This is a genomic window from Pseudarthrobacter sulfonivorans, from assembly GCF_031454915.1.
GTDB classification, from domain to species: Bacteria; Actinomycetota; Actinomycetes; order Actinomycetales; family Micrococcaceae; genus Arthrobacter; species Arthrobacter sulfonivorans_C.
Genome location: NZ_JAVDRS010000013.1, coordinates 35,724 through 60,682, shown reverse-complemented (window position 1 = coordinate 60,682; position 24,959 = coordinate 35,724). Strand labels below are relative to the sequence as shown.

Annotated in this window: 24 protein-coding genes; 9 read left to right on the top strand and 15 right to left on the bottom strand. The window is 62.0% G+C overall.

The genetic code is table 11. The features are described 5' to 3' along the window. Positions 1-5: 5 nt before the first annotated feature. Genes pcaD through J2808_RS21175 form a run of 3 tightly spaced genes read right to left on the bottom strand, consistent with a single transcriptional unit; the run spans position 6 to position 2,502 of the window. Complete coding sequence (pcaD, locus tag J2808_RS21185) at positions 6-779, bottom strand: 3-oxoadipate enol-lactonase (RefSeq protein WP_309820647.1); 774 nt, start codon at positions 777-779, stop codon at positions 6-8. Positions 780-793: 14 nt separating this feature from the next. Continuing rightward, positions 794-1,582 (bottom strand): CoA-transferase subunit beta, encoded by a 789-nt coding sequence (locus J2808_RS21180; protein WP_309820645.1) that lies wholly within the window; start codon positions 1,580-1,582, stop codon positions 794-796. Continuing rightward, the gene (locus J2808_RS21175; protein WP_309820643.1) at positions 1,579-2,502 is read right to left on the bottom strand and encodes a CoA transferase subunit A; all 924 of its coding nucleotides are present in this window, start codon (positions 2,500-2,502) and stop codon (positions 1,579-1,581) included. The genes J2808_RS21180 and J2808_RS21175 overlap by 4 nt, the downstream gene beginning before the upstream one ends. 103 nt (positions 2,503-2,605) lie before the next feature. Here J2808_RS21175 and J2808_RS21170 point away from each other — a divergent pair, with 103 nt between their 5' ends. Then, complete coding sequence (locus J2808_RS21170; protein WP_309820641.1) at positions 2,606-3,526, top strand: LysR family transcriptional regulator; 921 nt, start codon at positions 2,606-2,608, stop codon at positions 3,524-3,526. A 79-nt stretch (positions 3,527-3,605) separates the two neighbouring features. Here J2808_RS21170 and catC read toward each other — a convergent pair whose 3' ends face one another. The 4 genes from catC to J2808_RS21150 all read right to left on the bottom strand — a co-directional run bounded on the left by catC (position 3,606) and on the right by J2808_RS21150 (position 7,311). Then, positions 3,606-3,884: a muconolactone Delta-isomerase gene (gene catC, locus J2808_RS21165; RefSeq protein ID WP_309820639.1), complete on the bottom strand. Its 279-nt coding sequence runs from the start codon at positions 3,882-3,884 to the stop codon at positions 3,606-3,608. 61 nt (positions 3,885-3,945) lie between these two features. After that, positions 3,946-5,172, bottom strand: coding sequence for an acetyl-CoA C-acetyltransferase (locus J2808_RS21160; protein ID WP_309820637.1), 1,227 nt, complete (start codon positions 5,170-5,172; stop codon positions 3,946-3,948). Between the two features lie 113 nt (positions 5,173-5,285). Next, on the bottom strand, positions 5,286-6,629 hold the full coding sequence (locus J2808_RS21155) for an MFS transporter (protein WP_309820635.1): 1,344 nt from the start codon (positions 6,627-6,629) through the stop codon (positions 5,286-5,288). A gap of 205 nt (positions 6,630-6,834) precedes the next feature. Beyond that, positions 6,835-7,311, bottom strand: a complete 477-nt coding sequence (locus J2808_RS21150) for an SLC13 family permease (RefSeq protein ID WP_309820633.1) — start codon at positions 7,309-7,311, stop codon at positions 6,835-6,837. 8 nt (positions 7,312-7,319) lie between these two features. Between J2808_RS21150 and J2808_RS21145 the strand changes: the two genes are divergently transcribed. Both J2808_RS21145 and J2808_RS21140 read left to right on the top strand, forming a co-directional pair. After that, on the top strand, positions 7,320-8,264 hold the full coding sequence (locus J2808_RS21145) for an acyl-CoA dehydrogenase family protein (RefSeq protein ID WP_309820631.1): 945 nt from the start codon (positions 7,320-7,322) through the stop codon (positions 8,262-8,264). 234 nt (positions 8,265-8,498) lie between these two features. Beyond that, positions 8,499-8,957: a VOC family protein gene (locus J2808_RS21140; protein ID WP_309820629.1), complete on the top strand. Its 459-nt coding sequence runs from the start codon at positions 8,499-8,501 to the stop codon at positions 8,955-8,957. Positions 8,958-9,127: 170 nt separating this feature from the next. On the opposite strand, the gene J2808_RS21135 is transcribed toward J2808_RS21140, so the two are convergent. From J2808_RS21135 to J2808_RS21105, 7 genes are read right to left on the bottom strand one after another with little or no spacing between them, the layout of a single operon-like run. Continuing rightward, positions 9,128-10,315: a thiolase family protein gene (locus tag J2808_RS21135; protein ID WP_309820627.1), complete on the bottom strand. Its 1,188-nt coding sequence runs from the start codon at positions 10,313-10,315 to the stop codon at positions 9,128-9,130. Between the two features lie 42 nt (positions 10,316-10,357). Next, the gene (gene fabG, locus J2808_RS21130; protein ID WP_309820625.1) at positions 10,358-11,095 is read right to left on the bottom strand and encodes a 3-oxoacyl-ACP reductase FabG; all 738 of its coding nucleotides are present in this window, start codon (positions 11,093-11,095) and stop codon (positions 10,358-10,360) included. Positions 11,096-11,134: 39 nt separating this feature from the next. Further along, on the bottom strand, positions 11,135-12,154 hold the full coding sequence (locus J2808_RS21125) for a cyclase family protein (RefSeq protein WP_309820624.1): 1,020 nt from the start codon (positions 12,152-12,154) through the stop codon (positions 11,135-11,137). Continuing rightward, positions 12,151-13,278: a zinc-dependent alcohol dehydrogenase gene (locus J2808_RS21120; protein WP_309820622.1), complete on the bottom strand. Its 1,128-nt coding sequence runs from the start codon at positions 13,276-13,278 to the stop codon at positions 12,151-12,153. Before J2808_RS21120 ends, J2808_RS21125 begins: the two co-directional genes overlap by 4 nt. Positions 13,279-13,319: 41 nt before the next feature. Beyond that, positions 13,320-14,426 carry a mandelate racemase/muconate lactonizing enzyme family protein gene (locus J2808_RS21115; RefSeq protein WP_307485986.1) on the bottom strand — a complete coding sequence of 369 codons (1,107 nt, stop codon included), beginning with the start codon at positions 14,424-14,426 and terminating at the stop codon, positions 13,320-13,322. Positions 14,427-14,455: 29 nt separating this feature from the next. Then, positions 14,456-15,235: a CoA-transferase subunit beta gene (locus J2808_RS21110; RefSeq protein ID WP_307485988.1), complete on the bottom strand. Its 780-nt coding sequence runs from the start codon at positions 15,233-15,235 to the stop codon at positions 14,456-14,458. After that, complete coding sequence (locus J2808_RS21105; protein ID WP_309820617.1) at positions 15,232-16,185, bottom strand: CoA transferase subunit A; 954 nt, start codon at positions 16,183-16,185, stop codon at positions 15,232-15,234. Before J2808_RS21105 ends, J2808_RS21110 begins: the two co-directional genes overlap by 4 nt. A 274-nt stretch (positions 16,186-16,459) precedes the next feature. On the opposite strand from J2808_RS21105, the gene J2808_RS21100 reads away from it, so the two are divergent. The 3 genes from J2808_RS21100 to J2808_RS21090 all read left to right on the top strand — a co-directional run bounded on the left by J2808_RS21100 (position 16,460) and on the right by J2808_RS21090 (position 20,017). After that, positions 16,460-17,356 (top strand): LysR family transcriptional regulator, encoded by an 897-nt coding sequence (locus tag J2808_RS21100; RefSeq protein ID WP_307485994.1) that lies wholly within the window; start codon positions 16,460-16,462, stop codon positions 17,354-17,356. 231 nt (positions 17,357-17,587) lie between these two features. Next, positions 17,588-19,066, top strand: coding sequence for an Nramp family divalent metal transporter (locus J2808_RS21095; protein ID WP_309820613.1), 1,479 nt, complete (start codon positions 17,588-17,590; stop codon positions 19,064-19,066). Positions 19,067-19,147: 81 nt separating this feature from the next. Beyond that, positions 19,148-20,017: an NAD(P)-dependent oxidoreductase gene (locus J2808_RS21090; RefSeq protein WP_309820611.1), complete on the top strand. Its 870-nt coding sequence runs from the start codon at positions 19,148-19,150 to the stop codon at positions 20,015-20,017. A gap of 222 nt (positions 20,018-20,239) precedes the next feature. Here J2808_RS21090 and J2808_RS21085 read toward each other — a convergent pair whose 3' ends face one another. Next, positions 20,240-20,557 (bottom strand): hypothetical protein, encoded by a 318-nt coding sequence (locus J2808_RS21085; RefSeq protein WP_309820608.1) that lies wholly within the window; start codon positions 20,555-20,557, stop codon positions 20,240-20,242. Between the two features lie 412 nt (positions 20,558-20,969). Between J2808_RS21085 and J2808_RS21080 the strand changes: the two genes are divergently transcribed. Genes J2808_RS21080 through J2808_RS21070 form a run of 3 tightly spaced genes read left to right on the top strand, consistent with a single transcriptional unit; the run spans position 20,970 to position 24,880 of the window. After that, positions 20,970-22,346 (top strand): NAD-dependent succinate-semialdehyde dehydrogenase, encoded by a 1,377-nt coding sequence (locus J2808_RS21080; RefSeq protein ID WP_309820606.1) that lies wholly within the window; start codon positions 20,970-20,972, stop codon positions 22,344-22,346. A gap of 33 nt (positions 22,347-22,379) precedes the next feature. Continuing rightward, the gene (locus J2808_RS21075) at positions 22,380-23,681 is read left to right on the top strand and encodes a CaiB/BaiF CoA transferase family protein (protein ID WP_309820604.1); all 1,302 of its coding nucleotides are present in this window, start codon (positions 22,380-22,382) and stop codon (positions 23,679-23,681) included. After that, positions 23,678-24,880 carry an acyl-CoA dehydrogenase family protein gene (locus tag J2808_RS21070; protein ID WP_309820602.1) on the top strand — a complete coding sequence of 401 codons (1,203 nt, stop codon included), beginning with the start codon at positions 23,678-23,680 and terminating at the stop codon, positions 24,878-24,880. Before J2808_RS21075 ends, J2808_RS21070 begins: the two co-directional genes overlap by 4 nt. Positions 24,881-24,959 lie beyond the last annotated feature (79 nt).

Genomic DNA, 24,959 nt, shown 5'->3' with positions numbered 1-24,959 from the left:
CGCTTCTAGTCCTGGATGAATTCCGTGATCGCCTTCACGAAGGCCTCAGGGCGCTGCACGTTGGCAATGTGGGCGGCGCCGTCGATTTCGAGGTACTTCGCACCGGAGATGCCATCCGCGATGGCCTTGACCACCGAAGGGGGTGTGGCGAGGTCCTGGGCGCCGGCGATGACCAGGACCGGAATGGTAATTTCGTCCAGCCGGTCGGACGCGTCGAACCTTGACACGGCGTCGCACGCATTAGCGTATCCTGCCGGGGACAGCGCCAGCAGGTCTTCAAGCAGCACCTTGGCAAAATCGTCTGTCCCGGCAAACCCCTCAGTGAACCACCGGTCTGCCGTGGGCTGGCGAAGCCAACCCATGCCTTCGGCACGAACACGTTCGGCGCGGTCCTGCCAGGGTTTGGGTTCGCCGAACTTGGCGGCGGTGCAGCAGAGCACGAGGCTTTGGACCCGGCCCGGGTAGGAGATGGCCAACTCCTGGCCGATAGCCCCTCCCAGCGACAGCCCTGCATAGTGGAAGGCGTCGATGTTCAGTTCATCGGCGAGGTCCACCACATCCTTGGCCAGCTCTTCGACAGTGCGGGTGGATACCTTACCCGCGGCCGCGGTTTCGGTGTCAACGGATCCGCCGTGTCCGCGGGCGTCGAACCGGATGATCCGGAAGTGGGGCTCCAGGCCCGGGAGCAGATTTTCCCACATCCGCAGCGTTGTACCGAGTGAGCTGCCCATGAACAGAACCGGTCCGGTGGGGTTGCCTGTGGCCTCGTAGTTCAGCATGATGTTGTCCCTTTCTAACGCAGGTAAATCTTGTCCGGATCCACTTTGGTCCGGAGCAGTTCGAGTTCCTGGGCCGTTGGCGCAGGAATAATTTGCACATCGTCAGCGATCTTGAGCTGCCAACCGGTCGCTGAGGCGACGGTGGCCACATCCACGCCCGGATGGACGGCAGTGAGTTGAAGCTCCTCACCGGGTCCGCTGCGGCTGAGGATGCCGAGTTCGGTGATTACTTTGGTCACTCCCGCACCGCGGGGCTTGAAGCCTTCGGCCACGGCACGGTCGGGGCCTGGAGACGTGCAGAAGTCCAAGGTGCCCACCAGGGAACGCTTCTCATGCCGGCGCATGACCACAAAGACTTCCTTCGAGTTGGCCATCACCTCGATGGCTCCTCCCGAACCGGGAAGCCGGACCTTGGGTTCGTCCCACGGCCCGATCACTGAGCTGTTTAGATTGCCCCACTTGTCGATCTGGGCGGCGCCCAGGAAACCGACGTCGATGTGGCCGCCCTGCAGTACGTAGTTGAACAGCGACGTCATATCCAGGACAGCTTCGGCGCCGGTGATCAGTACGGAGTCTGCAACAGTCTCTGGGAGCGTTGCAGGGTGCGCCCCGCAGACTCCGCTTTCGTAGACGATCTCAATGTCCGGTGCCGACGTCATGTGTGCCAGGGAGACTGCGAGGGTGGGCAGCCCGATTCCGGCAAACACAGTCCGGGTCCGGGCCAGCTCGCGGGAGGCGATCACGGCGAGCAGTTCGGACGTAGTGGGTGCGGCGTCAACCGGGGCAATGGCTGTGGCGCTCATAGTTTCCTGCTTCCATAGCTCACGGGGAGGGAGGGGACGTTCGGGGATTCGAGTCCATCCCAGAAGTCACTGCCCTGCTTACGCACGTAGGCAGCGTGGTCTTCCAGGTCGTAAACCCATTCCTTTAGCCAGCGCTGTAGCAGTTCGGGTTCCTTGCTGATGGAGTTCCATTGCCGGTAAAAGTCGCCATCGCGGTCGTAGTACCCCTGGACAAATGAAGGGTGGGCGCCTTTGGGACATTCGACAACGGCGCTGACGGCATGGGCCGGAAGGAGCGTACGGTTCGGGTCCGAGCGGATAACCTCGTCGGCCACGATCTCTTCGACCACAACGATGACGTTCTCTGCGGCGTATGCGGCCTCCTGCTGGATACCGGTGAGGCCCCAGATCTGGGTGTTGCCCCGGGCGTCCGCGCGCTGGGCATGGATGATGGTCACATCGGGCTTGATGGGCGGAACCACGTGGATTTTGCTCCCGTCATACGGCGATTCAACCACCCGGATCTCATCATTGACCGTCTTGATGTCGCTGCCCGCGTAGGAATGGATCGGATAAAAAGGCAGCCCGCTCGCCCCCGCCAGGTACCGGGAGATCATCCCGCCGTGGCTGTACTCAACGTATTCCAAAGGCACCGGATCAGCATCCTCTATCCTGCGGCGCAGCTCATGCAGGGAACCCACTGAACTGTTTCCAATGAAGGAAGACACGAGTTTCTGCACGCAGCCGGCGGCAACAAGCTGGTCCACCACGATGTCCGCCGTCATGCGGTACACAGTCAGGCCACTGATCCCCTGCCTTATTATTTCGTGTGCGGCCGCCACCGGAATAAGGTGGGTAAATCCTTCGATTGAAATTGACTGACCATTGCGAATAAACGCAGAAACGGCCTCGGCCATGGTCATGGTTTTCGCTTGCTGCACGATCACTCCTCACTGAATATCGTCTGGGTACAATAATTCCATCCGGTGTTGTGGAGCGTCCAATACCGGATGAATATCGAAGCAATCTAATGAAGGAATACTGATGGAAATTCGTCTGCTACGGTCTTTTCTGGTCCTGGCCCAGGAACTGCATTTCGGCCGTGCCGCGGAACGGCTTCATATTGCCCAGCCGCCGTTGACCAAACAGATTCATCAGTTAGAACGGGACCTTGGGGTCCAACTGTTCGAACGTCATTCGCGCGGCGTCCGGTTGACCCACGCAGGTCAGGCTTTTATTGATCCGGCGAAGAAGGTCCTTGAAGCGGCCGACCAAGCTTCGGCTGCTGCACAACGTGCCTCGGACGGTGAGACGGGCACTGTCACCATTGGCTTTTCTGGGGCGCTGGGCGGGGCCATCCTGCCCCGCATTATCAGGACAGTCCACCAACGCCATCCCAACATTGAAATCCGGATCCGCAGGCAGTCATACTCCTCCACCGTGCTTGACCGTGTGGTGGACGGAGACCTGGATCTGGGCATCGTGATCCTCCCCGTGCAACGTGCGGGCATCTCCACGCTCCCCATCCTTGAGCACACGCTCATGGCGGTGGTGCCCAAGGATCACCCCCTCGCCAGCGAAGACGACGTCTCCTTCGAGTCCCTTCGGGACGAAGACTTCGTGGCGCCCGAGGCCTACCAGGGCTCGGTGATGCGCGACCTGCTGGTCAGCCGGTGCGTGGAGGCCGGATTCAATCCACGGATCATTCAGGAGGCAGAAGACACGTATACGATCCTGGCCCTGGTGGGCGGCGGCGTAGGGATCAGCGTGTCCCTCTCCGGCGTGCAAAACCTGCATCCGGACTCCGTTGTGTTCAAGTCCCTACGGGACAGTAAAGACACCATCCACACTGCGCTGGGCTGGCGTACCGACAAGGTGTCCCGCACCCTGGGCCGCGTCATGGAGACACTCAAAACCGAATTCGCTTCCGTCCAGCTGGCGGAGTCCAATGTGGTCGAACCGTAAACCACCGGCCGATTAACCGCTGACGGCGGGAACCCGGCGATCGGGTTCCCGCCGACGGCGGTGCACAGCCCAGCTGAGATCAGTTGAGGGCAGAGGGGTGCTTGGCCAGGGCCGTGACGTTCATGTCCATGTAGGGGAAGAGCGGGAATCCGGCGAGGATGGTGTGCAGCTCGTCATTGGATTCGACGTCGAAAATGCTGACGTTGGCGAATTCGCCCACAATCCGCCAGATGTGCTGGAACTTTCCGTTCTTCATGAACGCCTGGCCGTACTCCTTCTCCCGGCGCAGGATCTCCTGCCACTCCTGCGGATCCATGTCCTTGGGCGGGTTAACAGTCATCTGGACCATGTACTTCATGTGATTCTCCTTGGTGATTGATTATCTGGTTGTAACGGTGGTTTGTTCGGGTGGTGCCGAATCAGGCTGCGGTGATGTTCCGGAAGACGGCGGCAAGCCCCTGGCCCCCGCCGATGCACATAGTTTCGAGTCCGTAGGTGGCGTTGCGGCGTTCCATCTCACGGACAAGATTGGCGAGGATACGCGCTCCGGTAGCCCCTACCGGGTGCCCCAGGGAGATTCCTGAACCGTTGACATTGATCCGTTCCTCATGGTCGGCGTCGGTCAGTCCCAAGGAGCGGGTGCACGCCAGGACCTGCGCCGCGAAAGCCTCGTTGAGTTCTAGGACGTCGATGTCCGCAAGCGTCAGTCCTGCCCTGTCCAGTGCCAGCTGGCTGGCCGAGACCGGGCCGATTCCCATGACGTCCCCCGCCACACCGGTCCGGGCCCAGGACACTAGTGACGCTACAGGCCGCAGGTTGAGCCTGTGAGCCATTCCCCGCGTTGTCACGATGCATAGGGCAGCGGCATCGTTTTGTCCGGATGCGTTGCCGGCGGTCACTGTCGCATCCGGATCCACCCGCCGCCGCACCGGCTCCAGTCGTGAGAGTGCTTCCAGCGTGGTCTCCCGCGGATGCTCGTCGCGGTCAACTATGGTCTCGCCTTTGCGTCCGCGTACGGACACCGGGACGATTTCGTCGTCAAACCTTCCATCGGCGATGGCTTTGAGCGCCCGCTCCTGGCTGCGGGCCGCCAAGGCATCCTGGTCCTCACGGGAGATTCCATACTCGCGCCGCAGGTTCTCTGCGGTCTCGATCATCCCGCCCTGAATGGGCTTGGACACGCCGCCGGCGTGGATCCTGCCGTGGACGAGCGAGTCCTTGAGCCCGAGACCGTCAGCCCCTGCACCCCAGCGCGCCGTGGTGCTGTAGAAGGGCGCAGCGCTCATTGACTCCGCGCCGCCTGCAACGACCAGTTCGGAGACGCCGGTCTGGATCTGCATGGCAGCGTCCAGGATAGCCTGCAGGCCCGATCCGCAGCGCCGGTCAACCTGCAGTCCGCCGACGGAATCGGGCAACCCGGCATCTTGGGCGATGGCCCGGCCGATGGCCGGCGCATCCGCAGAGCCATATCCCTGGCCAATAATGATTTCATCAATGAATTCCCCGGAGAGCTTATTCCTCTCCAAAAGGGACTTTACCAACGTAACACCAAGGTCAAGGGCACTAATGCTTTTCAGCGCACCCCCCATTTTTCCAATAGGCGTTCGAACTGAGTCGCAAATGACTACTTCTCGTAAATTCTTCATTGAATCTTTCCTGGTTTCTTGTCTGGTGAATTAATCCTGCCAAGAACGTTGCTTGGACGTCCAATACCCATTTGGTAGGGCTCCAATATCCTTTGCCCAAATAGACCCGGACCCTAAATGCTGACCTTCGAGCCGTCGTCGGCCGCGGCAACAGCAGGCGAGGCGACTCCCCGACGCCCTGGCCGGTAGACAGTCCGCAGCCCGAAGAGTGCCACCAGTACGCCAATAACAGCGATGACCAGCACGTAGTATCCGGGCGCTGCGCCGTTTCCGGCGCGGTCCACGAGGTATGTTGCAACGTAGGGTGCCGTACCGCCGAGCGCCGCGTAGGCCACGTTGTAGGCGACGGCGCTGGCCGTGTAGCGGATGCGCGTGGGAAAGAGGTCCACCATAAACAGCGGGGTCAGGGTGGAAATGCCACCCACCACCACCGCGTAGAGGGACAGCCCCAGGATCGCGAACAGCAGCGTGCCGACTCCCACCAGCGCGAAGGCCGGCAGGACCACCACGGCCAGCGCGGCCGCGGTCAACAGGGCGACGGGCCGCGCACCATATTTGTCCGTCGCCAGTCCGGCGAGGGGGCTCGCGACGGAGAACACCAGCAGTGCAACGATGTAGGCGGTCAACGCCTCAGACTGGGACAGCCCCACGTGTTGCGTCATGTAGGCGATCATGTATCCGCTGAGCAGGTAGAACCCAACCGCATTGACGATCGCCCAGCCGACCAGCAGCAGCATGCGACCCTTGGCCACTTTGAAGGCCTCCACCAGCGGGGCGTGCTCGGACTTGATGCCAGCTCGGCGTACTGCCTCAAATTCCGGCGTCTCTTCAACCCGTGACCGCAGGTACAGTCCCACCAGGCCCAGCGGTCCGGCGATGAGGAAAGGAATACGCCAGCCCCAGTCCTGGACTTGGGCGGAGCCCAGAATGCCGGTCACCAGCAGGCCGACGCCGGCACCTCCGACGGTACCCAGGGCTGTGGCTACGGGATTGACGCTGGCGAAGAGTGCGCGCCTGCCCTTGGGTGCGTATTCGATGACAAAGCTGCTGGAGCCGGCGTACTCACCGCCGGCAGACAGTCCCTGTAGCACCCTCCAGACCACCAGCAGGATTGGAGCCGCCACACCGACCGTCGCGTAATTCGGCGTCAAGCCGATGGCGATAGTGGCGGCGCTCATCAGCAGGACGGCGGCGGACAGGGAGGCTTTGCGGCCCAGTTTGTCTCCGAAGTGCCCAAAAATGATGCCCCCGATGGGCCGTGCGAAGAACCCGACAGCGAACACCGCGAAGGTGGACAGCAGCGCCGCTGAGGGATTTGACGACGGGAAAAACTGGGCGGCGATGATGACGGCAAACTGCGCGTAGAGCGCGAAGTCGAACCATTCGACAAAATTTCCGATGCCTGCCGCCGCTACGGCCTTGCGCCGTGCAGCATTCAATTCTGTGGTGGATTGCATGTCATCTCCTTCGATGAACAGTGGGGTGGGGCCGGGCCATCCGTGGCGTCGATGGCGCGGAATTGTTTCCCTGCACCCACTCGTGTGATGTGGCTTAAGCCGCTGGACCCATCATGCTCAGGCTCGCGGGCAGACTTCCAATATCCGTTGGATAGCGCTCCGATACCTACAGAGATAGAGGCCGCAGGGGTCTTGGCCTCGGACGCTACGGTGATACGCCGAACACCATCGGAGCGAACGAGTAGAGCATTCCGATTGTGATGACAGCGCCGACTATGTTAAGCCAGACGCCGCCCCGGATCATGTGCCGCATCCCGAGCTGGCCTGTGGCGTAGGCGACCGCGTTGGATGGCGTCTCAACCGGGAGCATAAAGGTGCAGGTGACGGCCATCTCCACTGTGAGGGACATCAGTAACGGGTGCACCGCGGCGCCCACCGTGACCTCCCCCGTGACCGGCAGGAAGGCAGCTGCGGTGGCGGTGTTGCTGGTCAGCTCGGTAAGCAGGATGAGTACGACGGCGACGGCGACCAGCAGGATGATGGCCGGAAAGACTCCCAGCCCACCCATTTGCTTTCCGATCCAGGTGCCGAGGCCGCTGGTGAAGAACTGGGCGGACAGGGTCAGACCGCCCCCGATGAGGAGCAGGACCCCCAGGGTACTTCTGTTGTGTCCGGCGGCCACTCAGCGGCATGCCACGCGCAGATGTACACCATGGGGGCTCTGCTGCGGCACGGCAACGCGGCCCAGAAGAACGAGTACTGCCGCAGATCGCCGCCGGCACGTTGCGGCTGCAGGCCTTCTCCATCACCGAGGACAAGGCAGGCTCGGACACCACCAGCATCGAAACCGCAGCAGTGCGCGACGGCGACGATTTCGTCATCACCGGCCACAAGAGCTGGACCAGCCGCATCGACGAATCCGACCTCCTCTTCGTCCTCGCCCGCACCTCCGAAAAGCCCGCAGGCAAAGGCACCGACAAGACCCACGGCCTGACCCTGTTTCTAGTGGACCTCCGCCAGGTCCGGGCCGAACAGCCTGACACCCTCGAAGTGGTCAAGGTCCGCACCATGTTCAACTACGCCACCAACCAGATCCACTACCACGGCATGGGCGTCCCGGCATCAGCCGTCATCGGCCAGGTAGGCAACGGCTTCCGCTACGTCATCGACGGCTGGAACGCCGAACGCATCCTGCTCGCCTCCGAAGCAATCGGCGACGGCTACTGGTTCACCACGCGCGGCGTGGACTACGCCAACAGCCGCAAAGTGTTCGGCCGCAAGATCGGCACCAACCAGGGCGTGCAGTTGCCCATCACCGACGCCTACATGAAGGTCCGCGCCGCGGACATGATGCGCTACGAAGCCGCCCGGCTCTTCGACGCCGGCGAACCCTGCGGCGCAGAAGCAAACATGGCCAAGCACCTCGCCTCCGAGGCCAGCTGGGCCGCCGCCAACGCCTGCCTCGACACCCACGGCGGCTACGGCTTCGTGGACGAATACGACGTCGAACGCAAGTTCCAGGTGGCCCCGGTCAACAACAACATGATCAAGACCTTCGTGGCCACCGAAGTCCTGGGCCTGCCCCGCTCCTACGGAGGGAGCCGGAACCCACTGCTCCAGTCCCTCCCGGTATAGGGCAAGCCTGTGGGACCGGCGCCGGCTGCGCAACAACAGCAGTCCGCTCAGCCGGCGGCCACCGCAGCGGCAATGACGATGTTGCGGCCCTCCACGTTGGGTCACCGATCTGCTCGACCTAGGCCAGTCGCCGTGCGACCACTTATACGGAATTTACATAACTGATCGCCTAATAAATATTGGACGCCATAAGCGGCAGGAGCAGATACTTGAACAACGACGAAAGGAATTCCCATGGCTTATCTTCGCCTCCATCACGTGAACGTCACTTCGGATGACATGCATTCCCTCAGCGATTTCTATCGCGACGCCCTCGGCCTGCCGTTGCTGCCGTCGCCCAAGATGATCGCGACCACCCACGCTGCCGACGCCGGAGTCACGGATGGAAACGCTGAATGGGAAGAGGGCGCACGCTTTTTCGAAGCCGGCGACCCCGAAGAACTGCAGGTGCACGCCACCCGGCGCCAGGCGTACCTTGCCCTGCAGGAAGGGCACTCGGTAAATCCCCTCGTCGGCGGCCACTTCGCGTTCCGCACCGACGATATTGAAGCAATCAAGGCCCGCCTGACGGAACATAACATTCCGTTCGACGACTGGGGCATCTGGTCCGTTGAAGGATGGCACCAGATCTTCCTGACGGACCCGGCCGGCAACATGATCGAGATTCACCAAGTGAAGGAACCGAAGGCGTAGTTCCGTACCCTGGACCGGCCCCGATGGCCGTTGCAGCCCCGACACCGGGAATGCAACGGCCATCGCCATTTAAGTTCTGGGCCACAGCGGCTATCCCCGGCCCCATCGTTCGAAGAAAATACCCGGCTGGAGCTTTCCAACCGGGTATTTCCTTGCCTTATATCGGGACTTTAGGCGGTGACGTTTTCGAGGACGACGGCGAGGCCCTGGCCCACGCCGATGCAGATCGCGGCGACGCCCCAGCGTTCGCCGGAAGCCTGCAGGGACCGGGCGAGGGTGCCCAGGATCCGGGTGCCGGACGCGCCGAGCGGGTGGCCCATGGCGATCGCACCGCCGTGCCGGTTCACAATTGCCGGGTCGATGCCCCAGGCGTTGATGCAGGCCAGGGACTGCGCGGCGAACGCCTCGTTAAGTTCGACGGCGCCCACCTGGTCCCAGCTGATGCCCGCCTTCGCGAGGGCCTTGTTCGCGGCCTCCACCGGGGCGTACCCGAAGAACTGCGGATCGTTGCCGTGCGCGCCGCGCCCGGCAATGCGGGCCAGCGGTTCGAGCCCCAGCAGCCCGGCGGCACTCTCGGAGCCAATCCAGGCCGCGGAGGCGCCGTCGGACAGCGGCGAGGCGTTCCCGGCCGTCACGGTGCCGTTCTCGGTCCGGAACACGGTCTTCAGCCCCGCGAGCTTCTCCGCCGAGGACCCGGCACGGATGCCTTCGTCGCGGACCAGGTCGGTACCCGGGACCGGGGTCACCAGGTTGTCGTAGAAACCCTCATCCCACGCGGCCGCGGAGAGGTTGTGCGAGTTCGCGGCGAACTCATCCTGCGCCTCGCGGGTCACGCCGTACTTCTCGCGGAGCCGTTCGGTGGCCTCACCCAGGGAGATGGTCCATTCCTTGGGCATGGCCTTGTTCACCAGGCGCCAGCCCAGCGTGGTGGAGGCCAGGGTCATGTCCCCGGCCGGGTACGGCTTCTCCGTCTTCGGCAGCACCCAGGGGGCGCGGGACATCGACTCGGCACCACCCACCAGCATCAACTCGGCATCGCCGGCGTTGATCTGGCGCGAGGCGATGATCGCCGCATCCAGCGAGGAACCGCAGAGCCGGTTCACGGACGTGCCGGGGATCGAGACCGGCAGGCCGGCGAGCAGCGTGCCCATCCGGGCGATATTGCGGTTCTCCTCACCGGCGCCGTTGGCATTGCCAAAGACGACCTCATCGATCCGCTCGGGGTCCAGCCCCGGGGCGCGCTTCACGGATTCCCTGATCACGTGCGCGGCAAGGTCATCCGGACGCACGGCCGCGAGGCCGGCGCCGAACTTCCCGAACGGCGTGCGAACGGCGTCGTAAACAAAAGCCTGATTCAAAATGCTCCTTGTTCTGTTTTCGTTGAAGTCGTGAAGTTTGTGTCAAATGTTCCGGCCGCCCGCGATCTCGAGCACCGTGCCCGTCATGTAACTGGACAGATCGCAGGCGAGGAACAGGATGACCGAGGCCACTTCCTCGGGCTCGCCAAAGCGTGCGAGAGGCACCTCTGACAGACGGGCCTGGAGGACTTCAGGCTTCATGGAATCGATCAAAGCGGTGCGGATGATTCCTGGCTGGACCGCGTTTACCCGGACGTTGGCGAAACCGACTTCCTTGGCAGCGGCTTTCGTCAGGCCGACAATGCCCGCCTTCGCCGAGCTGTAGTTGGTCTGGCCAGGGTTCCCAACCTTGCCGGATATTGAAGACACATTGATGATTGACCCTCCGCCCGGCTGGTCGCGCATAACACCTGCAGCAGCACGGGTGCCCAGCCAGGCGCCTTTAAGGTGGACTGAAATGACGGCGTCAAAATCGTCTTCAGACATCTTTCGCATGGTGGCATCGCGGGTGAACCCTGCATTGTTGACCCATACGTCAAGCCCGCCGAAGCTCGCACGTGCTGCCTGCGCCAGAGCATCGACGTCGTCGGCAGACGTCACGTTGCATCCAATGCCCACGGCCCGGGCGCCGATGCCCAGACCCGCTGCTGCTTTGGCGGCCTGCTCGGCGTCAAGGTCGCCGATAACTACGTTTGCCCCCTCACGCGCGAATGCCACCGCGGTAGCCAGTCCCAGGCCATTTGCACCGCCGGTTATGACGGCCGTCCGATTCTTAAGCATGTCCACGTTGTAGTCCGATCAGTTGTGTTCTTGGGGCCGTTAGCGGATTGCGACGGCGTTAGACGGTGAGCCGACACCACCGGGCAACCTGAGCGGCGTGGCCACGAGCATGCATTCGTAGCGCCTGTCGGCATGGCAGGCTTCGGCCAGTTCGTCCAGCTGCCAAAGTTCCCCGATGGCGAGACCAAGCAGCGGTATGAGGATCCGGTGAAGCATGCCGGTATGTGAGGAGGGCGGGAGTGCCCCCTGCGTGTCGGCTCGGACACTGAGTCCCGAAGCAGTTGCCGGCCACACCTCCAGTGCGACGTTGTCGGCAGCGGCAAGTGCCACACGGTGATCCCAGAACCACTCGGCAGTGTCGTGGCTCTGTTCCAGGCCCACAGAAACCAGTGGGGTGTCAGACAAAGTGTCTTTGCCTGTTTGCGCGTCCTGCCTCATCTGGTTCATGCGATGCCCCAGCCAGCCGAAACGCAACAGCAGAATGTCGCCTGGTTCGATGTTGACCCCTTGATGCCGGGCTGTTTCGTCGAGTACGCGGGCGGGGATGGACCGCGCCTGGGTGTAGTCGATGGGATCTCCGCTGTGCTCCAGGTAGCGCCCGACGTCCAGCAGCACTCCCCTGCCGGCCACTCCGTGTTCGGCATAGCGGTGGATCCCCAGTGTCGGGTCTCCGGCGATCAGTCTCTCGGGATCGGCGCCGTTGTAGAAGCCGTAGTCCGGGTGACCGAAGTGACGGAGTCCGTCAATCTGGCTTGTCGCCTGTGGGAAAAGGTTGTCAATCTTGTCGTCGCGATGGAACTCGTTCAGGCCGAAGACGGTGTGCTGCAGGGCGCCGCGGTGGGAAATCAGCGGCTGTCGAAAGGCATCCAGGGGAAGGTCAAGGGAATAGGCTTGGCCGCTACTGACCAGACTCGCCGCACGGATCCGGCGTTCGGGGGTCAGGAAATTCAGGGTGCCGAGGTCATCATCGTCCCCAAAGAGGCCCCAACTGCTGCCCGGCGGCGCGTCTGTTCGGGCCAGCAGGTCGCTGTAGCTGGGAAGTTCTTCCTGGTGGTTCATGCATCGCCCTTGGAAATTGTCTCGCTTCCGTCAGGCAGGCCCGGAATAAGCAGGACTTTGCAGGACTCCTGGGAAAGGAGTTCGATTGCTTCGTCGAGGGCAGACAACGGAAGGCGGTGCGTGATGAATTTGGACAGGTCCAGTTTGCCGCTGGCAACGAGGTCAGCGATATTCTCCCAAGTTCCCCAGAGAGCGCGGCCGAAGCTGCCTGTGAAGGTGAGCCCCTTCTTTATGAGGTACGCGGCGACGTCCAATTCGAGCGGCCGGCCCGGAATTCCCACGGCGACAACCGTCGCCTCCTTTCGAAGGGCTTCCAGAAGTGGCGGCAGCGCTGCCGGCACGCCGGAGGCCTCGAAGGCGACATCAAAACCAAATTTGGCGCCCGAAAGCCGGCGGCAAGTTCCTATTACATCGTCCCCGGGGGTAAGTGACGTTGCCCCCAGTTCCTCAATGAGTCCTCGGCGGTAGGCGTTGGGTTCGATAACCACCACGTTGCCCGCACCCATGGCGCGGGAAATCGCCGCAATAAAAAGGCCCACCGGGCCTCCGCCGCTGATCACCACGTCAGCCCCTGCGAGGTCAATCTTGGATCGCTGAATGGCGTGCATGGCAACCCCGGCCGGCTCCAGGAGAGCGCCCTGTTCGAGGGGGAAATCCGGGTGCAACTTGAAGCATGCGGTTGCGGGGATGGCCAGCCTCTCGGCGAAACCGCCGTCAAGGTGCAAACCGAGCAATTGCATGTTGAGGCAGTTGTGTGCGTTTCCGGTATCACACGGATAGCAGTCCCAGCAGGCGACGTGGGATTCGAGCGCCACTCTGTCCCCGATAGCAAGAGAGTCAACGCCGGGTCCGACTTCGATAACGGTGCCGGCGCACTCATGGCCCAGCACCACGGGGATGTTGAGGTTGAATGCCTGCGCCATGGGCGAGTACTCGTAGAGCTCGCGATCAGTTCCGCAAACCGAGGCTGCAGCAATCTGTATTCTTACCTCACCGGCCGCAAGTTGCCGTTCGGCGTAGCTGTCGACGAATTCGGCACCACGTTCGGGCCTTGCCTTTACTACAGCACGCATTGTTTGGCGCGGGTGGGCGAATTCTTTCTCCGGAGCACTGAGGGACGTCATTGTTGAGCCTGTTCGCTTAGGAATTATCTGGATGAGGATGACTAAACGCCATCGACGCGGTAGAACGCGAGCTTATCTTCGTCGATCCTGGCGCCGACGCCATGACCTTCCGGTACGTGTATCCGGCCTTCCGTAATGACGAGAGGGTCGGCCAGTAGGTCGTCGGCCATATCAAGGAAGTTGGACAGCTCTCCTGCACGTCGGCTTGTAGCTTCATGCGCCGCGCCGAACACCACAGTGGCAATCGTTCCGATTTGGGTGTCTATCTGGTTTCCCATATAGACGTCTACACCAAGTCCCGTGGCCAGTCCCAGTACTTCCTGGGACTCAGTGAAGCCGGTCCGTGCGGTCTTGATGCAGAGGCCGTTGCAGCCACCCGAGAGCAGCTCGCGTGAAGCGTCTCCTGCCGTCGGCACGCTTTCGTCCCCCACGATTGGGATCGTTGACATCTGCACCAGCCGACGACGGCCCATGGCTTCCTTGGCGTCGCAAGGCTCCTCGAGGAAGCTGAGGCCTAGGCCCTCCGTACGGCGTAGGACCTCGATTGCTTCGTTGGCTGTCCAGCCACGGTTAGCATCGAGATAGATTTCCACATTCTCGCCCAACCCCTCGCGCAGCACATGGCACGCTTCAATGTCGAGGGCCAGCGGTCGCCGGCCCACCTTGAGCTTGAAGGTAGTGATGCCGTAGTCCTCACCAAAACGCCGGGCTTCGTCGAGCAGCACCTCGGGCTCTTTGAAACCGAGCATGTGGCTCACGCGCATGGACGGAGCAAAGCCGCCCAACAGGCTCCAGACAGAGCTGCCGGTTGCTTGGCCGATGATGTCCCACAGCGCTATGTCTATGGCACCCTTGGCCGTGTTGTTGTGCACGGTTCTGCGCAGCATCTGCTGGACCGCCTGGCGGCGGAACGGGTCCATGCCGATCAGTGCCGGGGCGAAGATGCCTTCGATTACAGCCACTATTGACGCTTGTGTCTCACCATATGTGTAGGGGCGCGGCGGGATGTCAGCCTGTCCGACAAAACCGGCGTCGGTGTGGATGCGCAGCAGAACGTGGTCGGCGGTCGTGACTTCCCCGCTGGCAAATTTCAGCGCCCTGACATACGGGATTTCATAGGGAATGGCTTCGATGCGTTCAATCTTCATGGTTTTCGATGCTCTCTATTATTTCGCGGTCATCGCAGGTAGACACGGCGCGGGTCAATCTCTGTGCGGAGCAACCGCAACTCTTCTACCGTAGGTTGCGGCGTAATGGCCAGATCATCGGCAATTTGGAGGTCCCAGCCAGTGTTCGCACGAACCTTGTCCACGGTGACGCCCTCGTGGACCGCGGACAGTTTCAGTTCCTGGTCCACCCCGGACCGAGTCAGGATTCCGAACTCGGTTATCACCTTGGTTACCCCTGCCCCTCTCACGCGGCCACCTTCTGCAAGGGCACGGTCCGGGCCTGGTGACGTGCAGAAGTCCAGGGTCTCCACAAAAGTGCGGGCGTCGTGGCGTCGCATCACCACAAACACTTCCTTGGAGTTGGCAGCCACTTCGACCGCGCCACCTGAGCCGGGCAGTCTCACCTTTGGTTTCTCCCATGGTCCAATTACGGAGGAGTTCAGGTTTCCCCACCGGTCGATCTGGGCCGCACCGAGGAATCCGACGTCGATATGGCCGCCCTGCAAGACATAGCCGAACAGGACCGGCATCGACAGGACAGCCTCTGCTCCGGTGATCAGGACAGCGTCCGCGATGGTTTCGGGAAGATGGGATGGATGTGCTCCACACACGCCGGATTCGTAAACGATTTCCAAATCCGGCGCAGTGGTCATGCTGGCGAGTGAAACAGCGAGCGTAGGCAACCCGATTCCCGCAAACACAGTATTTCTGCCTGCCAGTTCGCGTGAAGCGACGACGGTAAGCAACTCCGTCGCACTGATGCCGATTTCTGCGGCCAATGAAGTCATCGCGGGTCCTTTGTGTTTTCGCCGGCGCCGTCGGCCGGCTCGAGCCGTGTTCCGTAGTTGACCCGACCGCTCAGCGCCTCTCCTACACGGAGACGGGCCAGCGTGGCATCTCCAAGCTTGGCCAGGTAGTCTGCATGGTCGTCTGTTCCGTAGATCCACTCATCCAGCCAGTTCGAGAGGGTGACCGGGTCGGCGCTGATGCCTGACCAGGACCGATAAAAATCGTTGTCACGGTCGGAGTAGCCTTGCGAAAATGAGGGATGGGTGGCGCCGGGGCATTCCACGACAGCATCCACTGCCAGCGCAGGGATCACCGTGCGGTTGGGATCGGCCCGGATGACGTCGTCGTCGACGATCTCCTCAACAACGACAATCGCATGCTTGGCTGCGAAGACCGCTTCGGCCTGGATGCCGGTGAGGCCCCACATCTGTGTATTGCCCGATCGGTCGGCCCGCTGGGCGTGCACAATCGTGACGTCGGGGTTGATCGGCGGGACTACGTAAATTTCTTCGTACAATCCCTTCTCATCAGGAAAAGGTGAGGTGACCTTGCGCATCCCATCTTGGATCCGCGGAAGGTCCGACCCAAAGTATGACCGGAGAGGATAAAAAGGCAGTCTTTGAGCACCGGCCAAGTACCGGCAGATCATCCCGTAGTGGCTGTACTCCTGGTAATCCAGAGGGGCGGGATCGGACCGCTCCACTCGCCGGCGCAACTCCCCCAAGGAGCCAGCCGAGGAGTTTCCGACGAAAGACGACACCAGAGTACTGATGCACCCTCCGGCCAGCATCTGGTCCACCACAATGTCTGCAGTCATCCGCACCAAGGTCAGGTTCTTCCGCCCTTGGCGAATGATCTCGTGACCTGCCGCTGTAGGTATCGCATGTGTAAAGCCCTCAATCGCCACGACATCACCGTCATGGACGTAGCGGGCAATCGCTTCCCGCATGGAAAGCGCCTTGTTCTTGGTCCTGCCGCCAGGGGGAACCCCCTGTGGGCGTGTGTTCGACGCTTGCATGGTCAACGTGGAAACTCCTTCAATACCGCAGACAACGCTGCGCCCTATGGCTTTACCTTCCCAAAACAACTTATTCGGCGTCCAATACCAATCGAGCACTTAGTTATCTATGCTTTAGATATATAAATCAAACCGTGTGTGCTTCGATCCTCGCGCCCCCCTGGTCCGAGGTGCGGCCCGGGCAACGAGAACCCAAGGATGAACAGTGGAATTCAAAGAACTTGAGGCATTCGTCGCGGTAGCGGAGGAGCTCCATTTCAGCCGCGCGGCCGAGCGCCTTCAGATCGCGCAGCCGCCGCTGAGCTACCGGATCCAGCAACTAGAGAAGCAACTCAAAATCAAACTTTTCAATCGGAATACGCGATCAGTGACGCTAACCGATGCCGGGGAGAGGCTCTTGGGCCCCGCCCGCAAAGTCCTGGCCGACGTCGAGCTCGCGCAGGCTGCCGCGCGTTCCATCACAGCCGGTGAATCCGGACGCGTCCGCCTCGGTTTTGCAGGAGCCTCGAGCAGCAAGATCCTTCCCCCTCTAGCCCAGGAGGTCCGGCGCCGCTATCCTGGCATCGATTTCGTCCTACAGGGGCAGATCTATGCCAACGCAGCCTTGGATCAGGTCGCCAATGGACAGCTCGACATGGGCTTCGTCCGCCTGCCCATCCCCCACCCTGACATCAGTTACCGGATAGTCGAACATGAACGACTCATCTGCGCGTTGCCTTCCTCGCACCCCCTCGCCGGAGGGTCGGAGGTCCGCTTGGAACAACTGGCCGACGATCCATTCATCAGCTTTCCCGCAGAGGGGGGATCTTCGCTGCGAGCCGCCCTCGTCGACTCCTGCGCCAAACGGGGAATTACTCCCCGGATTGTTCAGGAAGCTCCTGACTCATATACGATCCTCGCCCTGGTGGCGGCAGGCGCCGGCGCCACGCTGACGCTCACTTCCGTCCAACATGTCCAGCCCACAGGCGTGGCCTATCTGCCGATCGCCGGCGAACCGATCTGGCTGCATGCCGCCATCGCATGGCGGACTGACAATACGTCCCCGGCCCTCGCCCGGGTTCTCGAGGTCTGTGACGACGTTCTGCCGGAACCTGACGTCTAATTGCCATCAAGACCATCCGCATCAGTCATCTAGTTTTCGTATTGAACCATCACTCATTGGTATTTGTGTTAGATAGACAGGACTCCCTAGCATTCTTGGAAGGAGTTGTTACGGAGGTCACACCGGCGTCGACGCAGGATGTAGCCCCGAAACGCTCCAGCCACAGCGACGCTGACGCAAGTGCAGCAGTGAACACGCTGCCGGACCCCTCAACGAGAATGAGCCAAGGCCATGAAATTGAATGATTCCCAAGCCGCCCAGGGGCTGGAGGGCAAAGACGCCTCCGGTTCCGCAGGCCGCCAGAAAATGGGCCGTCTTCCGGCCCTGCGATGGGCGGAGCTACCCAAGCCCGTCGGACTCCGTAAAATGCTCGGCCCGGGCATTATCCTGGTGGCCGTTGGCATCGGATCGGGCGAATACATCTCGCACCCGTACATCACCAGCCAGGTCGGGCTTACCTTTCTCTGGGCCGCCGCAGTCGGTTTGGGGCTTCAGTACTTCATCAACACTGAAGTAGCACGCTACACGCTGGCAACGGGCGAAACAGCCGTAACCGGATTCACGCGTCTCTGGCGCGGCTGGGCTCCGCTGTTTGTCATCATGACCGTTGTCCCCTTCGCGTGGCCCGGCTGGATGAGCAGCGCGGCCACCATGGTGACCTTCACGGCCGGCGGGCAGGGAAGCGTACAGTGGATCGCTGTCGGCGGCCTTGTCATTATTGGCCTCGTCCTCACGCTCTCGCCCATCGTCTATAAGACCGTGGAAAAGATCGAGTTCCTCAAGGTCATCGCGATCCTGGTCTTCGCCGTGGTGATCATTCTGTTCGTCATCGGATGGGAACCGTGGGCCGCGCTGCCTGCAGCCACTGTCCAGGGAGCCGGGCGCATGCCGGAGGGCATCCCGGCCGCATTCCTGGTCACAGCGATGGTGTTCGCGGGCGGCGGCGGCGCACTCAATCTGACCGTCAGCAACTACATCCGGGATAAGGGTTGGGGCATGGGAGCCCACGCACCTCGCATTGTCTCCCCTATCACCGGTCACGAAGAAGCCGGATCTGCCACGGGCACGCAGTTTGAAATTACCCCCGAGAGTGAGGGGCACTGGAAGACCTGGTGGAAGAATGCCAAGACCGAACAGTTCTGGTCCTTCTTCGTCATCGGTTTGTTCACCATCGTGATCTTCTCACTCCTTGCCTACCGGCTGATGCCCGTCGGGAGCTATGAAGGCAAGGGCGACCTGTCGTTCATCCAGGTGCAGGCCAACATCATCGGCGAGCAGTTCGGCGGCCCGCTGCAGACGTTCTACCTGCTCATCGGCACCGTCGCCCTGATGTTCGCGAATCTGGCCGTAGTGGACATCGTCGCCCGCGTTGTCGCCGACGTCCTTGCCGTCAGCTACTTGCGCGATCACAAGTTCTGGACCGAAGCAAAGATCTACACCACGTGCGTGTGGACCATGATTGCCCTGGGCGTCATCATCCTCAGTGTTGGCATTACCCAGCCCATCACCCTGCTGGCCATGGCTGCAATCCTGAACTGCGGGGTCATGGTGGTGTACTGCGCCCTCCTTATCCGCCTGAACCGCAGCCTGCACAAGGTAGTTCGCATCACCCGCCCACGAATCTTGGCACTCGGCCTTGCGGTGCTGTTTTACGCCGCCGTCGCAGTTTTCACCACCGTCACACAGATCCAAACCCTTATCAGCGCATAGCACTGGAAAGCGTGGCCGGGCTCGATGCCTGGCCACGCTTTCCCACGTCCACGTAAACCGTTACATGAAAGGATGCTTGCCATGAGCACCCCCCAGATCGCCTTCATCGGAGCCGGCGCAATCGGCCTCCCCATGGCCGTGCGCGCCGCAGCAGCCGGAAACGTCACCGCCGTCGACACCTCACCAGAGCGCCTGGCCGAAGCGCGCAAGCAAGGCCTGAAGACCGCCGAATCCATCAATAGCGCTCTTCCTGCGGACACTGTGCTGGTCATGGTTGCCACCGCCGACCAGGCTGCAGCCGTCCTGAATGGACCGGAAGGCCTGTACGCCCGTGCCGGTGCGGGCTCCACCATCGTCATTCTCTCCACGCTCGGCCCGGCCGCCATGCAGAAACTCGCCGCAGAGCGGCCGCCCGCCGGCCCCATGCTCTTGGATGTCCCTGTGACCGGCGGCGTGCCCGGCGCAATCGCCGGCACCCTCACTCTCTTCGCCGGCGGCGACCCGGAGGAGATCGAACGCATTCGTCCGATACTCGAAACCATGGGCAAAGTTGTCTTCGCAGGTCCCAACGTCGGCGACGGTCAGGCCTTCAAAATGGTGAACCAGCTGTTGGCCACCAGCCAATTGGTGGTCGCCGCCGAAGCCCTTGGCTTCGCCGAACGGCTTGGCCTCGATACTCACCAGGTTTTCGAAGCCGTAAGAGGCGGCGCCGGCGGCTCATGGATGCTTGAACACTACGGCCCGCGCATCCTTGACCGGAAACCGGAAAACATATCCGCCCGCGTCGACATCTTCCTGAAAGACTGCGCGCTGGTAGACGACACGGCTGAAAACACTGGCTTCCAAGGCGAGATGACCAAGGCCGCCCGTACCGTACTCGAGCGCGCGGTGGCACTCGGCCTTGCAGCGCAAGACGCTTCGAGCGTTATAGAGGCCTACCGCAACAGGTGATCGTGGCCTTGGATTGACGGGCTCGGTCTGCGAAATCCGGCGGACCGAGCCCTTTGTTTTACCGGAGCGGAAAACCAAAATTGCCCCCTTAGGAGTTTCCGATTCCGATTGTTGGCTTTATCAACGCGCACTTCCGGCCCGGGCTCCGCACCGCGTATGCACAGCGCCTGGCACCCTGCGATGAAGGCTGTTTTCTCAGCGTGCCGGCGTCGAGCATAACAATTAGAGGTAGACGTCGACGACTATCTTGATCGCCTCGTCCTTCTTCTCGATCGCGGTCTTGAACGCTTCGACCACATCTTCCTGGGCGAAGTGGTGTGTGAGCACAGGCGGCGGATCGTACTTCTCGTCGCCGAGGGACGAGACGACCTGCGCGATGTCCTCGTTGTTGTAGGCGGTGGAGCCGATCATCGTCAGCTCCGAGAGGACGAATTGCCGGCCCGCATGTTGTTGACCAGAACGTCCTTCGGGCCTATCTCGGGAACGGAGGCTTTCCCCGACGACTATCTCGCCGATGCCCTTATAGATGACTGCACGCATGTTAATCCCTTCGTTGCACCTGAATGAGCGGCTGGCTTCGTCCGGCGGTCCCGCTTAGGCCGAGAATTAAATGCATATGCATCTAACCCGGTCATATCCCGTATTCAAGGAGGCATAGCCGCCGCGCAAACAGGGCGCGGTCATCAGGCCGCCGAATCAACTGTGGCCCGGCCCTCGGGCCGTGCGGCCGTCGAATGCCCATTATTTAGGTTGCCTGGCGATTCAGCCCGATCTGATGGCACAAGGCCTCAAACAGGGCAGTCACCCCGCGATTCCGCCTTCCTGGATAGTCCGCCCAGGGTATTAGTGCGAAATTGTCATAGATAGAACGACTAATAAGTATTGGACTGTATAGCCGACAGCTGGGATCGTAGTCACTAAGACAAATTCCCCGCAGGAAGAGATCAGGACGATGAGCAACTACGCAACTATCAACCCGGCAACCGGCGAACGCGTTGCCGAGTTCCCGTCCCTCAGCGACGAGGACGTACAGGACGTACTGAAGCGTTCGTTCACGGAATACCGTGAATGGCGCTCCGTTCCCTTGGCCGAACGAACTGCCATCCTCAGCCGGGTGGCCGAGCTGCACCGCGAACGCTCCGACGAGCTGGCCGCGCTGCTGACCCTTGAAGTAGGGAAGACAACGGCGGAAGCCAAGGGCGAGGTTGCCCTCGTTGCCTCCATCTACGAGTACTACGCGGACAATGCCGAACGCTTTCTCCGCGAAGAGCCCTTGGACGTCAAGGGACCCGGCCGGGCGGTTGTCCGTACCGAACCCATCGGCCCCCTTGTGGGCATCATGCCGTGGAACTTCCCGTACTACCAGGTGGCCCGCTTCGCCGCGCCCAACATCGCGCTCGGCAACACGGTCATGCTGAAGCACTCCCGCAATTGCCCGCAGTCGGCGCTGGCCATCGAGGCAGTCTTCCGGGATGCCGGGCTGCCGGGGGACGTCTACATCAACGCATTTGCCACCAGCGGCCAGATCGCCACGATGATTGCCGACCCGCGGGTCCAGGGCGTCTCCCTGACAGGATCCGAGAAGGCCGGATCCGCCGTCGCAGAGGTCGCCGGACGCCACCTGAAGAAGTATGTGCTTGAGCTGGGCGGTTCAGACCCGTTCATCGTGCTGCCGGACGCCGACCTGGACAAGGCCGTGACCGGCGCCGTTTCCGGCCGCATGTACAACGGCGGCCAGGCCTGCACTGCCTCCAAACGTTTTATCATCGTCGGCGACATCTACGACGAGTTCCTGGAGCGCTACACCGAAGCCATGTCCAGGATCACGCCTGGTGACCCCACGGATGCAAAAACGACCTTCGGTCCGCTGTCCTCCCAGTCCGCCGTCGAAGAAATCGACGAGCTGGTCCAGGACGCCGTCGCCAAGGGCGCAACCGCTTCCACCGGCGGTGCCGGCCCAGACGGACCGGGCGCCTACTACCCTGCCACGGTGCTGACCGGCGTGACACCCCAGATGCGTGCCTACTCGGAAGAGATCTTCGGCCCGGCAGCAGTGGTCTTCCACGTGGATTCCCCCGAGGCTGCCATCGACCTGGCCAACGACTCCCCCTACGGCCTGTCCAGCTCCATCTACACCGCCGATGTCGACTACGCCCAGCAGCTCGCCGACCAGCTGGAAACCGGCATGGTGTGGATCAACAGCATCAGCCGCAGCGCACCGGACCTGCCCTTTGGCGGCGTCAAGCGTTCGGGCGTCGGCCGGGAACTCGCGCAGTATGGGATTAACGAATTCGCCAACAAAAAGCTCGTCCGGATCCCCAAGGCATAGATCTAGCACCCAAGGATTCCAAGGAGCATGGTGATGATTGAAACAAGCCCCCTCAATGGGCGGCATCGGGCCGCAAATTTTGCGGCACCTGACGCGCCGCTCGACGCCGACATGTTCGGTCGCACTGGCAGCGGACCACTTGCCGGGCTGCTCGTGGCCGACTTCGGCCGCGTGCTTGCTGGCCCGTACTGCACCATGCTGCTGGCTGACATGGGTGCCACCGTGGTGAAGATCGAAAGCCCCGACGGCGATGAGACGCGGGCCTGGAAGCCGCCCGTCCGGGACGGCCAGTCCACCTACTACCTCTCGATCAACCGGAACAAGGGCTCCATCTCCCTGGATCTCCAGGACCCGGAGGACCGGCGGATTGCCCAGGAGATTGCCGGGCAGGCGGACGTGGTAGTGGAGAACTTCAAGCCCAACGGGCTGAACAAGTTTGACCTGGACTATGACACGGTTGCGGCAACAAACCCCAGCGTGATCTACGCATCCATTACCGGGTTCGGGACAGCAGGCGGCGCGTCCCTTCCCGGCTACGACCTCCTGGTCCAGGCCATGTCTGGTCTCATGAGCGTGACCGGCTCACCCGAGACTCCCGCGTACAGGTCCGGCGTGGCCGTGTTTGATGTGATGACCGGCCTGCACGCGGCCATCGGCATCCTGGCCGCCCTCCAGGAACGCCAGCGCAGCGGTAAAGGACAGCGGATCGAAGTCAACCTGATGTCCTCCGCCCTGTCCGGCATGGTCAACCAGACAGCGGGGTACCTCCTCAGCGGCAGTGTGCCCACCCGGCTCGGAAACGAACACCCCAGCATCTACCCCTATGAGCCGCTGACCACGGGCGAGGGTGACATTGTGATCGCCATTGGCAACGACCCCCAGTTCCGCCGGCTCTGCCAGGCGATCGGCACGCCGGCCCTGACCGGCGACGACCGCTTCGCCACGGCTCCCCAGCGCAGCCTCAACCGCAAGGCTCTGAGGCCGCTGCTGCTGGAGGCCCTCCGCAGCCGAGGTTCCGCCGAATGGTTTGAGATCCTCACAGAGGCGCGGATCCCCTGCGCGCCGATCAACGACGTCCGTCAGGGCCTTGAATTCGCCGAACGGATCGGACTGGATCCCGTCGTCAAAGTCGGTACGGGCGAGTCCGCGCTGCCGGGGATCCGCAACCCCATCACCTTCTCCGAAACCCCGGTCAGCTACGACATGGCCCCGCCGGATCACAATGCCCACCGAGAGCCCATTCTCGCGTGGCTGCGTTCAGCGTCCCCAGGAGCAGCAGTCCCCGCCGCAGCATCACCACAGTTCCAACAAGTTTACGAACGGACAGTTCAATGACCACCACAATTGATCAGCGCGCAACGCTCTCCGATTACTTCCTGTTGGATGACGACCTCACCCCTGAGGAGATCGGCATCCGGGACAAAGTCCGTGCGTTCGCCGAGCAGCGTGTCCTGCCGGTCATCAATGAGTACTGGGAGAAGGCCGAATTCCCCACCGAACTGCTGCCGCCGCTGGCCGAGCTGGGAATCATCGGCACCATCATCGAAGGCTATGGATGCCCGGGTATGAGCCGTAAGGCCGCCGGCATGGTGGCCCGCGAGATGGCCCGGGCGGACGGCAGCCTCAACACCTTCCTCGGCATCCACTCGAATCTCTGTATGGGGGCCCTGAACATTCTCGGCAGCGACGAGCAGCGGCAGCGCTGGCTTCCTGCCCTGGCCCGGATCGAAAAAACAGGAGCCTTCGCCCTGACCGAACCGGACCACGGCTCGGACTCTGTCGCACTGGAGACCAGCGCCCGCCGCGACGGGGACCAGTGGGTCCTGGGCGGCCGCAAACGGTGGATCGGCAACGGGCACGTCGCTGACGTTATTGTCCTGTTCGCCCGCAACACCGAGGACGGGAACGTCAACGCGTTCGTCATCGAAAAGGACGACGACGGCCGGTACCCGGAGGGCTACTCCCCCACCGTGATCACCGGCAAGGTGGGCAAGCGTGCCATCCTCCAGGCCGACATCGTCATCGAGGAAATGCGCCTGCCCGCGGCCAACAGGCTAGAGGGATGCCACTCGTTCCGTGACGTGTCCCGCGTGCTTCAGGCAACCCGGGGCGGCGCAGCCTGGGAGGCGGTAGGCCATGCCATGGCCGCCTTCGAAATTGCATCCGATTATGCGCAAACCCGCATCCAGTTCGGCAAACCGATCGCGTCGTACCAGCTGGTGCAGTCACGGTTGGCGAACATGCTCAGCGAACTCACCACCATGCAGCTGCTGTGCAACCGCATGGCCGAACTCGCGGACCGAGGCCAGCTCACCGTCGCACAGGCGTCGATGGTCAAAATGGCAACCGCCCAAAAAGGCAAATGGATCTGCAACGAGGCACGTGACCTGCTCGGCGGCAACGGCCTGCTGCTGGAGAATCACGTCATACGCCACATGACCGACATGGAAGTCGTATCCACTTACGAGGGCACCGACTCCATGCAGGCACTCATCGTGGGCCGCGACATCACGGGCATCTCCGCCTTCAACTAAGCTTCCCGGTCCGCCGTCGCGGATCGCGACAGATGACCGCGCCAGAACGCCGGCGACACGAACAAAGGAAAGCAAAAAC